This window comes from Rhodanobacter glycinis (genome assembly GCF_006438785.1).
GTDB classification, from domain to species: Bacteria; Pseudomonadota; Gammaproteobacteria; order Xanthomonadales; family Rhodanobacteraceae; genus Rhodanobacter; species Rhodanobacter glycinis_A.
Window position 1 is genome coordinate 1,170,325 of sequence record NZ_RCZB01000001.1, and the last position, 12,117, is coordinate 1,182,441.

The 12,117-nt window shown below is 62.4% G+C and carries 9 protein-coding genes and 1 tRNA gene; all 10 read right to left on the reverse strand.

Annotation, left to right across the window (positions count from 1 at the left end; all coding sequences use genetic code 11):
• Nucleotides 1-140: 140 nt before the first annotated feature.
• The 10 genes from infB to nuoI all read right to left on the reverse strand — a co-directional run bounded on the left by infB (nt 141) and on the right by nuoI (nt 12,114).
• Nucleotides 141-2,981 carry a translation initiation factor IF-2 gene (infB, locus tag EAH75_RS05640; RefSeq protein ID WP_140650970.1) on the reverse strand — a complete coding sequence of 947 codons (2,841 nt, stop codon included), beginning with the start codon at nt 2,979-2,981 and terminating at the stop codon, nt 141-143.
• 130 nt (nt 2,982-3,111) lie between these two features.
• Entirely contained in the window at nt 3,112-4,617 is a 1,506-nt protein-coding gene (gene nusA, locus EAH75_RS05645; RefSeq protein WP_140650967.1) for a transcription termination factor NusA, read from the reverse strand.
• A gap of 61 nt (nt 4,618-4,678) precedes the next feature.
• Nucleotides 4,679-5,221 carry a ribosome maturation factor RimP gene (rimP, locus tag EAH75_RS05650; RefSeq protein ID WP_140650964.1) on the reverse strand — a complete coding sequence of 181 codons (543 nt, stop codon included), beginning with the start codon at nt 5,219-5,221 and terminating at the stop codon, nt 4,679-4,681.
• Between the two features lie 195 nt (nt 5,222-5,416).
• Nucleotides 5,417-5,493 (reverse strand) — tRNA-Met (locus tag EAH75_RS05655).
• A 112-nt stretch (nt 5,494-5,605) separates the two neighbouring features.
• Complete coding sequence (gene nuoN / locus EAH75_RS05660) at nt 5,606-7,060, reverse strand: NADH-quinone oxidoreductase subunit NuoN (RefSeq protein ID WP_140650961.1); 1,455 nt, start codon at nt 7,058-7,060, stop codon at nt 5,606-5,608.
• Nucleotides 7,061-7,072: 12 nt separating this feature from the next.
• Entirely contained in the window at nt 7,073-8,581 is a 1,509-nt protein-coding gene (locus EAH75_RS05665; protein WP_140650958.1) for an NADH-quinone oxidoreductase subunit M, read from the reverse strand.
• 15 nt (nt 8,582-8,596) lie between these two features.
• Nucleotides 8,597-10,657, reverse strand: coding sequence for an NADH-quinone oxidoreductase subunit L (gene nuoL / locus EAH75_RS05670; protein ID WP_140650955.1), 2,061 nt, complete (start codon nt 10,655-10,657; stop codon nt 8,597-8,599).
• A gap of 4 nt (nt 10,658-10,661) precedes the next feature.
• Entirely contained in the window at nt 10,662-10,967 is a 306-nt protein-coding gene (gene nuoK / locus EAH75_RS05675) for an NADH-quinone oxidoreductase subunit NuoK (protein ID WP_072760924.1), read from the reverse strand.
• Nucleotides 10,964-11,614 (reverse strand): NADH-quinone oxidoreductase subunit J, encoded by a 651-nt coding sequence (locus EAH75_RS05680; protein ID WP_140650952.1) that lies wholly within the window; start codon nt 11,612-11,614, stop codon nt 10,964-10,966. The genes nuoK and EAH75_RS05680 overlap by 4 nt, the downstream gene beginning before the upstream one ends.
• A gap of 8 nt (nt 11,615-11,622) precedes the next feature.
• Nucleotides 11,623-12,114, reverse strand: coding sequence for an NADH-quinone oxidoreductase subunit NuoI (nuoI, locus tag EAH75_RS05685; RefSeq protein ID WP_140650949.1), 492 nt, complete (start codon nt 12,112-12,114; stop codon nt 11,623-11,625).
• Nucleotides 12,115-12,117: the final 3 nt, after the last annotated feature.

Here is a 12,117-nt window from a genome sequence, read left to right on the forward strand (position 1 = left end):
ACTCCGAGGACAATTTCCCTTCTCCCCACGGGAGACGGTGCCCTGCAAGGGGCGGATGAGGGTTCGCGACTCTGCATGAATCTCACGCAAGTCGTGAATCCTCACCCCAACCCTCTCCCAAAGGGGAGAGGGGCTCAAGGTCAAAGCGTGCGCGCCACTTCGGTGCGTTCGAAGCACTCGATCTGGTCGCCCGGCTTGACGTCGTTGTACTGCTTCACGGCGATGCCGCACTCCATGCCGTTGCGCACTTCGTCGACCAGCTCCTTGAAGCGACGCAGCGATTCCAGCTCGCCTTCGAAGATCACCACGTTGTCGCGCAGCACGCGGATCGGCTTGCTGCGCTTGACCGTACCTTCGGTGACCATGCAGCCGGCCACGGCGCCGAACTTGGAGCTGCGGAACACGTCGCGGACCTCGGCGGTGCCGATGATGTCCTCGCGCACTTCCATGCCGAGCAGGCCGGTGGCCGCCTGGGTGACCTGATCGATCACGTCATAGATGATCGAGAAGTAGCGCACGTCCAGACCCGCAGTCTCGATCACCTTGCGTGCCGATGCATCGGCACGCACGTTGAAGCCGATGACCAGCGCCTTCGAGGCCGCCGCCAGGGTGGCATCGGATTCGTTGATGCCACCGACGCCGGACGAGACCACGTTGACCCGAACCCGCTCGTTGCCGATCTGGGTCAGCGATTCACGCAATGCTTCGACCGAACCCTGCACGTCACCCTTGACCAGGATGTTGAGCGTCTGCTGCTCCACGCCCTGACCCATCTTGGCAATGATGTCCTCAAGCCGGTTGCTCTTGCTGACCATGCGCGTTTCGCGGCGCTTGAGCTCACGTTCCTGCGCAACCTCGCGGGCCAGGCGCTCGTCCTCGACGCAGACGAAATCGTCGCCGGTTTCCGGCACGCCGGACAGACCAAGCACCTGCACCGGAATCGATGGACCGGCTTCCTGCACCTGCTTGCCGTTTTCATCGATCAGTGCACGCATGCGACCGTATTCGATGCCGCAGACGATGAAATCGCCCTTGCGCAACGTGCCCTGCTGCACCAGCACCGTCGCCACAGGGCCACGACCACGATCCAGGCTGGATTCGATCACCACGCCAGAGGCACGACCATCGGCCACCGCCTTCAGCTCCATCACTTCGGCCTGCACCGAGATGGCGTCGAGCAGATCCTCGATGCCAGCGCCGGTCTTGGCCGACACCGGTATGAACTGGACGTCGCCGCCCCAGTCTTCCGGCACCACTTCGTACTGCACCAGACCCTGCTTGACGTTGTCCGGGTTGGCGCCATCCTTGTCCATCTTGTTGACCGCGACGATCAGCGGCACCTTGGCGGCGCGCGCATGCTTCACCGCTTCCACCGTCTGCGGCATCACGCCGTCATCGGCTGCCACCACCAGGATCACGATGTCGGTCGACTGCGCGCCACGGGCACGCATCGAGGTGAACGCGGCATGGCCGGGCGTATCCAGGAACGTGATCACGCCCTTGGACGTTTCCACGTGATACGCGCCGATGTGCTGGGTGATGCCGCCGGCTTCGCCGGAAGCGACCTTGGTGCGGCGGATGTAATCCAGCAGCGAGGTCTTGCCGTGATCGACATGGCCCATGATCGTCACCACCGGCGGGCGCGTGATCTTCTCGCCTTCCAGTTCGACGTTCTGGGTGTGCGCCGCCAGCGTGTCCTCGGCGTTGTTCTGGTTGTCGGCAACCGGTACATGGCCGAGTTCCTCCACCACCAACACCGCGGTGTCGTGATCGATGGTCTGGTTGATGGTCGCCATCACGCCCATCTTGAACAGCGCCTTGACCACCTCGGAACCCTTGACCGCCATCTTCTGCGCCAGCTCGGCGACGACATTGGTGTCGCCAACGACCACTTCGCGCACCACCGGGGCAGTGGGTCGCGAGAAACCATGCGGGCCACTGGGCGGATTGCTGTTGCCGCGGGACATCATTTCGCGACCGCTGCTGCGACCCGGCTTGCCGCGCTTGTTGCTTGAGGAGGAGCGGCGGGCACGATCGGCTTCGCTCAGGTGCATCTGGCCACCGGCGAAACGCTTGCCGGTGCTGTCCCGACCTTCCTTGCTGCCCGCCCCACTACCCGCATTGTCGTTACGCTCGCGGGGATGCTTGGGTTTGTTGCGGCTGGCATCGCCGGCAGCCGTCGGCGATGCGGCAGCATCGGTCGCGGCGGCGCGAACGGCAGGCTTTGCCGCAGCCACCACCGGCGCGGGCGCAGGTGCGGGCACCGGCTTGACCAGTTTCTCGCGTTTGCGCGGCTCATGGATCCGCGGCAGGATCATGCCCAGGTCACGCTGATCCATGCGCTGGACGGATCCCGCTGCGTCTTCGCCGACGTCCGGGGACGCCGTCTCGGCTGCCGGCACCGGCGCCACCTCGACGTGACTGCCGGCCATCGGCTCGGCTGCACTGACTGCCTCGGTCTGACGCTGTTCTTTTTCGTCCTGCCGCTGTTTCTCGTCAAGGGCGCGTTGCTGCGCTTCCTCCTGACGGCGATGCTCAGCGTCGAGACGATCCTGTTCTTCCTGCTCGCGCTGCTGCTGCGATTCATGCAGCTTGCGCACGGCGTCCTCGCGCTCGGGCTCGACGCTGGCTTCCTCGGCGATCACGCTGCGCTTGACGTAAGTGCGCTTGGCACGAACCTCGACGTTGACCGTCTTGGCCGTACCTGCAGCACCGCGCGCGCCTGGCGTGGCCACCTTCAGCTCGCCGACCGTGCGGCGCTTGAGGGTGATCTGGCGTGGCGCACTGTCGTCGACCTCCGCGGCGGCTTCGCTCTTGCCGTGCGTGCGCCGCAGGAAGCCCAGCAACTTCACCTTTTCGGTGCTGCTGATGACTTGCTCCTGATCGGAGAATTTCATGCCTGCCTCGCCCAGCTGCGTAAGCAGCCGGTCGACCGGCATGCCCAGTACCTGGGCGAGTTGTTTGATCGTGACGTCCGACATCGTGTTCTTTGCTCCGCCGTTCCCGCGCTTATCGTCAGTGCGACATTATCCATGCCGCCACCTCCATCCATGGTGAAAGGCTTCTTAAAGCCTTTCTCGGCACACCCGTCCAGGGTGCCGCCGTCCGCGGTTAGCCGCCTTTCTCCAGCCGCGCGATCATCGGCGCACGTGCCGCCATGATCAGTGCTGCAGCGCGTTCCTCGTTCATCCCTTCGATATCGATCAGGTCATCCACCGCAAGATCCGCCAGATCGTCGACCGTGTTCACTTCACGAGCGGCCAATGCGAAGGCCGTCGTCTCATCCATGCCTTCCAGCGCCAGCAGTTCGCCGGACGGCTGATGTTCGTCGACGCCCTCCTCCACCGCCAGTGCCTCGGTCAGCAGCGCATCGCGGGCGCGGGCGCGCAGTTCCTCGACGATATCCTCGTCGAAACCCTCCACCGCGAGTAGCTCGGCGCTGGGCACGTAGGCAATTTCCTCGACGCTGGAAAAGCCCTCCTGCACCAGGATGACCGCGATCTCCTGATCCACTTCGAGCTTGTCCATGAACAGCTGGCGCGCGGCCTCCTGCTCGGACTCGCTTTTGGCGGTGACCTGGTCCTGGGTCATCACGTTGAGCTGCCAGCCGGTCAGCTTGCTGGCCAGACGCACGTTCTGGCCACCGCGACCGATCGCCTGGGACAACTTGTCCTCGGCCACCGCGATGTCCATCGAGTGCTTTTCCTCGTCCATGATGATCGACTGCACTTCGGCCGGCGCCATCGCGTTGATGACGAACTGTGCCTGGTTCTCGTGCCACAGGATGATGTCGACGCGCTCGCCGTTGAGATCGTTGGAGACCGCCTGCACGCGCGAACCGCGCATGCCGATGCAGGCACCGATCGGATCGGTGCGGCTGTCATGCGCCAGCACGGCGATCTTGGCGCGATCACCCGGATCGCGGGCACAGCCCTTGATCTCGACCAGGCCCTGGCCGACTTCCGGCACTTCCAGCTTGAACAGCTCGATCATGAATTCCGGCGCGGCACGCGACACGAACAACTGCGGGCCACGGGCCTCGGAGCGCACTTCATAAAGGTACCCACGCACGCGGTCGCCGACGCGGGCCGATTCACGCGGAATCGTCTTGTCGCGCGGAATGAACGCCTCGGCATTGCTGCCCAGATCCAGATAGATGTTGCCGCGTTCGACGCGCTTGACGATACCGGTGACAAGTTCGCCGATGCGATCGGCGAACGCATCCACCACCTGCTGGCGCTCGGCTTCGCGTACGCGCTGCACGATCACCTGCTTGGCGGCCTGCGCCGCGATGCGGCCGAATTCGGCATTCTCGACCTGCTGCTCGATGTACTGGCCCACTTCGGCGTCGGCGCGCTCGTCCAGCGCGTCCATCAGGCGCAACTGGTAGGACGGCGATTCCATCTCGCCATCGTCGGCAATGACTTCCCAGCGGCGGAACGTCTGGTATTCGCCGGTATCCTGATCGATCGACACGCGGATGTCGGGTTCCTCTTCCGGGTAGCGCTTCTTGGCGGCCGAGGCCAGTGCAGCCTCCATCGCTTCGAAAATCACTTCCAGCGGCACGCCTTTTTCATTGGCAACCGCGTCGACGACCAGCAAAAGTTCTTTGCTCATTGCAGCAACTCCATAGGCGCCCATCGGCGGCCAATCGATCTTGATGAATTATCCGTACTGATTACTTCGGGGCCTTGGGAGCCGCTGTCTTGCCACCGCGCTTGGGCTGCGGCGCATAACCGAGTGCCTCCCAATCCGGCACCACACGCGCACTTTCCACCAACGCATGATCGAATTCGAATGTCTTGCCTTCAGCTTCCAGCACGATCTGCTCGCCTTCCACCGAAACCAGCTTGCCGCGCAGGCGACGACGCCCTTCCAGCGGCGCCTTCAGCAGCAACTTCACTTCCTGTCCGCTGACCTTCGCAAACTGTGCGGCAGTGAACAGCGGTCGATCGATGCCCGGCGAAGAAACCTCCAGCACATAATTGCCGGGGATCGGATCCTCGACATCCAGCAATGCGGACAACTCGCGACTGGCAGTCTCGCAATCCTCGATGCCGACCTCACGACGCTCGCCGTCAGGTCCGGTCTTGTCCAGCAAGTCCAGGTAAATACGCAGGGTACTCTGCCCTTGCGAAGGGTTGAACTCCACGCCAAGGCATTCCAGACCCAGATCGGCCAGTACCTCGGTGAAGCGTTGCGCCAGTACCTGTGTATCCATGGGTTCGCCTTCCCGGATCGTTTTCAGAACAGCGGAAACAAAAAAAGGGCTCCAACGGCCCATTTCCTTATCTCGCCGATGTACCTCTCCGTACAGATCCTTCTGCCGCCAGAACCAAACCGCGATCTGGCGTGACGCATCCTTGCGCCCAACAAAAAAGCCTCACGAGGAGGCTTTCTTGCACCAAGAAAGATCTGGTAGCGGGGGCAGGATTCGAACCTGCGACCTTCGGGTTATGAGCCCGACGAGCTGCCAGACTGCTCCACCCCGCATCAGAGTCCGAAGAGTTTAGCGGGGTGGCCGGTTTCTTGCAAGCATCAACATTCACAATCCCGCATAAAGTTGATCGACGCCCGCATCAGAACCCGTGCGTCGGCACAAAGATCAAAGCCCGAACGCGCGACGGCACCAGCCAAGCAGCGGGCCCCAGTACAGGCCCAGCACCAGCAATGACAATGCATTCAACGACAACACCACGCGCAACGGCTTGTCCGACTGCACCTGCAGCGTGCTGCCCTCGGCCGGCTTGTCGAAATACATCACCTTGATCACGTACAAGTAGTAGTACAGGCCGATGATGGCGAACACGATACCGACGATGGCCAGCCACAGCATGTTCGCGTGGATCGCCGCCTCCAGCACCAGCACCTTGGCCCAGAATCCGAACAGCGGCGGCACGCCAGCCAGCGAGAACATCGCCAACAGCATGAGGAATGCCATCCACGGCGACTTCTGGTTGAGCCCCTTCAGATCGGCGATTTCCTCGCACTCGAAGCCGGCGCGGGTCAGCGCCAGCATCACGCCGAACGCGGCCACGCCCATCAACGCATAGCAGATCGCGTAGAACATCGCGGCGGCATAGCCTTCCGGGCCGGCGGCGGCAAGGCCCAGCAACAGGTAACCCATGTGCGAGATGGTGGAATACGCCAGCATGCGCTTGAGATTGGTCTGTACGATCGCGACCAGGTTGCCGATCGCCAGCGACAGCACCGCCAGTACCGCCAGCATCAGCTGCCAATGATGCGACAAGTCGCCCATGCCCGCATCGAGCAGGCGGTAGGCCATACCGAATGCAGCGAGCTTGGAACCCGACGCGATAAAGGTGGTGACCGGAGTCGGTGCACCCTGGTAGACGTCGGGGATCCACATGTGGAACGGCGCGGCACCCAGCTTGAAGCCGATGCCGACGATCATGAAGATCAGACCGAACAGCAGCAGGGTCGGCGCCGTGGTGTAGCTCATCACGTTGTGCAGTTGCGCCAGATCCAGGCTTGGCGTGCCGCCCATGCCGGAGGCACCGTAGACCATCGACATGCCGTACAGCAGCATGCCCGAGGCCAGCGCACCCAACACAAAATACTTGATTGCCGCTTCCGGTGGCAGCTTGGCGTCCCGGTTCAGCGCGACCAGCGCGTACGACGACAGCGACAGCAACTCCAGTCCCAGGTACACGGTGATCAGGTTGCCGGCCGAGACCAGCAGCATGATGCCGATCACCGCGAAGATCATCAGCGTGTAGAACTCGCCGCTGAGCAGCTTGCGGTCGATCAGATAGGGCCGTGCATAGACGAACACCATCGCAGTGGTACCCAGCGCGAAGACCTTGAGGATCTCCGCCACGTCGTCGCGCACGAACATGCCGCCGAACGCGGTGACCGCCTGCTCCGGCTGGCCAGCAACCACCAGATAGATGGCCACCAGCAGCACAACGATGGAGATCCAGTGCAACAGCGGGCGCTGCGCTGGCTTCATGAAGGCGTCCAGCAGCAACAGCAGGCACGCTGCCGCCACCAGATAGAATTCCGGTAGCAGGATCAGGATGTCATTGAAAGTCGGCATGGTCGATCCTGCTCAAATCTTGTGAATGGCGAGCTGCTGCACCAGCTGCGATACCGAGCTGTCCATCAAGTGGACCAACGGCTGCGGCCAGATGCCCAGCGCCAGCACCGAGGCGGCGAAGGCGACCAGCACGAACGTCTCGCGACCATTGATCTCCTTCATCTCGGCCACATGGGGATTGGTGATCTCACCCCACAGCACGCGCTTGACGAGCCACAGCGTGTAGGCCGCACCGATGATCAGGGTGAACGCGGCAAACAACGCGATCCACGGATTGGCCGCGAAGCTGGCCAGGATCACCATGAACTCGCCCACGAATCCGCTGGTGCCCGGCAGACCGCAGTTGGCCATCGCGAACAGCACGTAGAAGAAACCGAACCACGGCATCACGTTGATGACGCCGCCATAATCCTTGATCTGGCGCGTATGCGTGCGGTCGTACATCACGCCGATGCAGGTAAACATCGCGCCGGACACAAAGCCGTGCGAGATCATCTGCACCATCGCGCCCTGCATGCCGAGCAGCGCCATGTCGGTATTGCCCGACTCGCGCACCAGCAGGAACGCGATGAAGATACCCAGCGTGACGAAGCCCATGTGCGCCACGGACGAATATGCCACCAGCTTCTTCATGTCCTCCTGCACCAGCGCGACATAGCCGATGTAGACGATCGCGATCAGGCTCATCACGATGATCAGCCAGGCGTAATGCGCACCCGCGTCCGGCACGATCGGCAGGATGAAGCGCAGCATTCCGTAAGTACCGACCTTCAGCATCACCGCCGCCAGCACCACCGAGCCGCCGGTCGGCGCCTCGACGTGGGCGTCCGGCAGCCAGGTGTGCACCGGCACCATCGGCACCTTGATCGCAAATGCGATCAGGAACGCGAAGAAGATCCAGCTCTGCTCCTTCATCGTCAGCGGCAGCGCGGCCAGCGTGGCGAGATCGAACGTGTGCGCCTTCTGGTACAGGTACAACAGCGCGATCAGCATGAAGACCGAGCCGAAGAACGTGTAGATGAAGAACTTCAGCGTCGCATACACCCGCCGTGGTCCACCCCAGATGCCGATCAGGATGAACATCGGAATCAGGATCGCCTCGAACAGCGCGTAGAACAGCAGCGCGTCGGTGGCACAGAACACGCCGATCAGCAGGCCTTCCAGCATCAGCATCGCGGCCATGTACTGGTGCGGCTTGTCCTGGATGACTTCCCACGCGCCGGCGATCACCAGGATGCCGACGAAGCTGGTCATCAGGATCAGTGCCACCGAGATGCCATCGACGGCCAAGCCGTAATGGACACCCCACGAGGCGATCCACAAATAGCTTTCGGTCAACTGCATGCCACCCGCATCGGGGTGGTATTGCACCAACAGGAACAGGCTGACCACGAAGGTGAGCACCGCCACCAGCAGCGACAGCCAGCGGGCCAGGTTGGGTCGGGCGGAGCCGGCAAGCAGCACCGGAATCGCACCGGCGACGGGGAGCCAGATCAGCAGGCTGAGCAAGTGATTGAACATGTGTGCTTGCTTCCCTTATTGCCCGGCCAGTCCGGGACCGATCAGCCCAGAACCAAAGAACCAGTACCCGCCTAGCAGCAGGATCAGGCCAAGAATCATCGCGAAGGCGTAGTGATAGAGATAACCCGACTGCAAGCGGCGCATCGTGGCAGCGATACGGTGAATCATGCTCACCGAGCCGTTGACCATCGCGTCGTCGATCACCGCCGTGTCACCGGCCTTCCAGAACAGGCGGCCGAGCTTGACGCCGCCGCGGGCAAACACGGCGAAGTAGACGTCGTCGACCCAGTATTTGCGGTCGAGCACGGTCCACAACGGCTTCAACGCCGACTTGATCTTGCCGGCCATGGCCGGGTTGAACAGATAGATGTAGGTGGTGATCACGAATGCCGTCAGCACCAGGAAGAACGGCAGCTGGGTGAACCCATGCAGCGCCATCGCCAGCGAGCCGTGGAACTCCTGGCCCAGTTCGGCCAGCACGTTGTTCGCCTCGTCCACATGGATCGCACTGCCGAACCAGTTGCCGAACAGCACCGGCCCGACCGTGAAGAAACCGACCAGCAGCGATGGGATCGCCAGCAGCACCAGCGGGAGCGTCACCACCCACGGCGATTCCTTCGGCGCATGTTCCAGCACGCCTGGCTCATGGTGACCATGATCGTGGTGGTCATCGTGATGGCCGTGTCCATGATGCGCGACGATGGTGAAGCGCTCCTTGCCATGGAAGGTCAGATACATCTGGCGGAACGTGTACAGCCCGGTCACCAGTGCACCGACCATCACGCAGAAGTAGGCGTAGTGCGCGCCCCAGCGATGCGATTCGCCGACCGCCTCGATGATCGCGTCCTTCGAGTAAAAGCCCGAGGTGAACGGCACCGCCACCAGCGCCAGCGAACCGATCCACATGGTGATCCAGGTGATCGGCATGTACTTGCGCAGGCCACCCATGTAACGCATGTCCTGCTCATGATGCATCGCGATGATCACCGAGCCGGCGCCGAGGAACAGCAGCGCCTTGAAGAACGCATGCGTCATCAGGTGGAACACCGCGCCGCTGTACATCGACACACCCAGCGCCACCGTCATGTAGCCCAGCTGCGACAGCGTCGAGTACGCGATCACCCGCTTGATGTCGTTCTGCACGATACCGATCAAGCCGGTGAACAGCGCCGTGGTGGCACCGATCACCAGCACGAAGCTGAGCGCGGTCGAGGACAGCTCGAACAGCGGTGACATGCGCGCCACCATGAAGATGCCGGCGGTCACCATCGTCGCCGCATGGATCAGCGCGGAGATCGGGGTCGGGCCTTCCATCGAGTCGGGGAGCCACACGTGCAGCGGCACCTGCGCCGACTTGCCCATCGCGCCGATGAACAGGCAGATGCAGATCACCGTGGCGGCATCCCACTGTGTGCCCGCGGTGATCTGCAGGGTCTTGCCGATCAGCGACGGCGCCGAACCGAACGCGGTGGCGTAATCCAGCGTACCGAGGAAATAAAGCACCGCCGCGATGCCGAGCAGGAAGCCGAAATCACCCACGCGGTTGACCAGGAATGCCTTCAGGTTCGCGAAGATCGCGGTCGGCCGCTTGTACCAGAAGCCGATCAGCAGGTACGACACCAGGCCCACCGCTTCCCAGCCGAAGAACAGCTGCATGAAGTTGTTGCTCATCACCAGCATGAACATCGAGAAGGTGAACAGCGAGATGTAGCTGAAGAAGCGCTTGTAACCCTCGTCGTCGGCCATGTAGCCGATGGTGTAGACGTGCACCAGCAGCGACACGAAGCTCACCACCACCAGCATCATCGCGGTCAGGCGGTCGACCAGGAACCCGACGCTGGCGTTGAAATGGCCGATCTGGAACCAGGTGTAGATGTTCTGGTTGTACGTTTCGGCGCCACCCAGGGTGAGCTGGTAGAGCACATGGAACGACAGTGCGCAGGAGATCGCCACGCCGAGGATGGTGACGGTATGCGAACCGGCGCGGCCGAGGAACTTGCCGAGGAAACCGGCCAGCAGGCAACCAACCAGGGGCGCCAGCGCGATCGTCAGCAGAATGGATGTCGAAAGCTGCATCGGGTCAACCCTTCATGCTGTCGATGTCGGCGATATTGATCGTGCTGCGATTGCGGAACAGCAGCACCAGGATCGCCAGGCCGATGGCAGCTTCTGCCGCGGCCACGGTGAGGATGAAGAACACGAATACCTGCCCCGACACATCGCCGAGAAAACGCGAGAACGCCACGAAGTTCATGTTCACCGCGAGCAGCATCAACTCGATCGACATCAGCAGCACGATCACGTTCTTGCGGTTGATGAACAGACCGGCGACGGCGATGCAGAACAGCACCGCGCCGAGCACGATGTAATGCGACAGCGTGATCATGGGGTGGACTCCTGCGGTGGTGCCGGCGTTTCGTCGACGGGGCGCTCGGCCGCCATCTTCACGATGCGGACGCGGTCACGCGGGTTGACCTTGACCTGCTGGCTGGCCGACTCGTAGCGCGCATCGCCGCGCTCGCGCAGGGTCAGCGCCACCGCTGCGACCACACCTACGGTAAGAATCAGCGCGGCGATCTCGAACGGCAGCAGGAATTTCGTGTACAACGCCTGCCCCAGCCACGCCGTGTTGGACAGGCCGGCGGCGGTGGCCGGGTTGGCGCCCATGACCTGCGCATGCATCGCGCGCACGCCGATCAGGCCCAGCATCTCCACCAGCATCGCCGCCGCCACGATCAGGCCGACCGGCAGGAATTTCACGAAGCCCTCGCGCATCTTTTCCTGATCGATGTCGAGCATCATCACCACGAACAGGAACAGCACCATCACCGCACCGACATAGACCACGATCAGCGCCAGCGCCAGGAACTCGGCATCGATGAGCATCCACAGGCAGGCGGCACTGAAGAACGTCAGCACCAACGCCAGCACCGCATGCACCGTGTTCTTCAAAGTGATCACCGACAGCGCAGCGGCTACGGTGACGAAGCCGAAGGCGTAGAAACAGATGAGTTGGAACAGTTGGGGATTCATCGTTGGCCTCAGCGGTACGCCGCGTCTTGGGCGCGATCGGCGGCAATCTGCTGCTCGAAGCGATCACCGATGGCCAGCAGTTGCTGCTTGGTCACCACGTTTTCGCCACGGTGTTCGAAGTGATATTCGTGGATCGACGTCTCGACGATCGAATCGACCGGGCAGCTCTCCTCGCAGAAGCCGCAGAAGATGCACTTGAACAGGTCGATGTCGTAGCGCGTGGTACGACGCTGACCGTCGCTCTCGCGCGGTGCGGAGTCGATCGTGATCGCCAGCGCCGGGCACACCGCCTCGCACAGCTTGCACGCGATGCAGCGCTCTTCGCCGTTCGCGTAGCGACGCAGCGCATGCAGACCACGGAAGCGGTTCGACTTCGGAATGTGCTCCATCGGGTAGCGCACGGTGTACTTCGGCTTGAACATGTAGCGCATGGTCAACCCCATGCCCTGGAACAGCTCGATCAGCAACAGACTCTTGAAATAACCGGTAATGCGTTTCATTGG

Coding starts and splice junctions, on each gene's coding strand:
- infB (WP_140650970.1), bottom strand. CDS start 2,981: ATGTCGGACGTCACGATCAAACAACTCGCCCAGGTACTGGGCATGCCG.
- nusA (WP_140650967.1), bottom strand. CDS start 4,617: ATGAGCAAAGAACTTTTGCTGGTCGTCGACGCGGTTGCCAATGAAAAA.
- rimP (WP_140650964.1), bottom strand. CDS start 5,221: ATGGATACACAGGTACTGGCGCAACGCTTCACCGAGGTACTGGCCGAT.
- nuoN (WP_140650961.1), bottom strand. CDS start 7,060: ATGCCGACTTTCAATGACATCCTGATCCTGCTACCGGAATTCTATCTG.
- EAH75_RS05665 (WP_140650958.1), bottom strand. CDS start 8,581: ATGTTCAATCACTTGCTCAGCCTGCTGATCTGGCTCCCCGTCGCCGGT.
- nuoL (WP_140650955.1), bottom strand. CDS start 10,657: ATGCAGCTTTCGACATCCATTCTGCTGACGATCGCGCTGGCGCCCCTG.
- nuoK (WP_072760924.1), bottom strand. CDS start 10,967: ATGATCACGCTGTCGCATTACATCGTGCTCGGCGCGGTGCTGTTCTGC.
- EAH75_RS05680 (WP_140650952.1), bottom strand. CDS start 11,614: ATGAATCCCCAACTGTTCCAACTCATCTGTTTCTACGCCTTCGGCTTC.
- nuoI (WP_140650949.1), bottom strand. CDS start 12,114: ATGAAACGCATTACCGGTTATTTCAAGAGTCTGTTGCTGATCGAGCTG.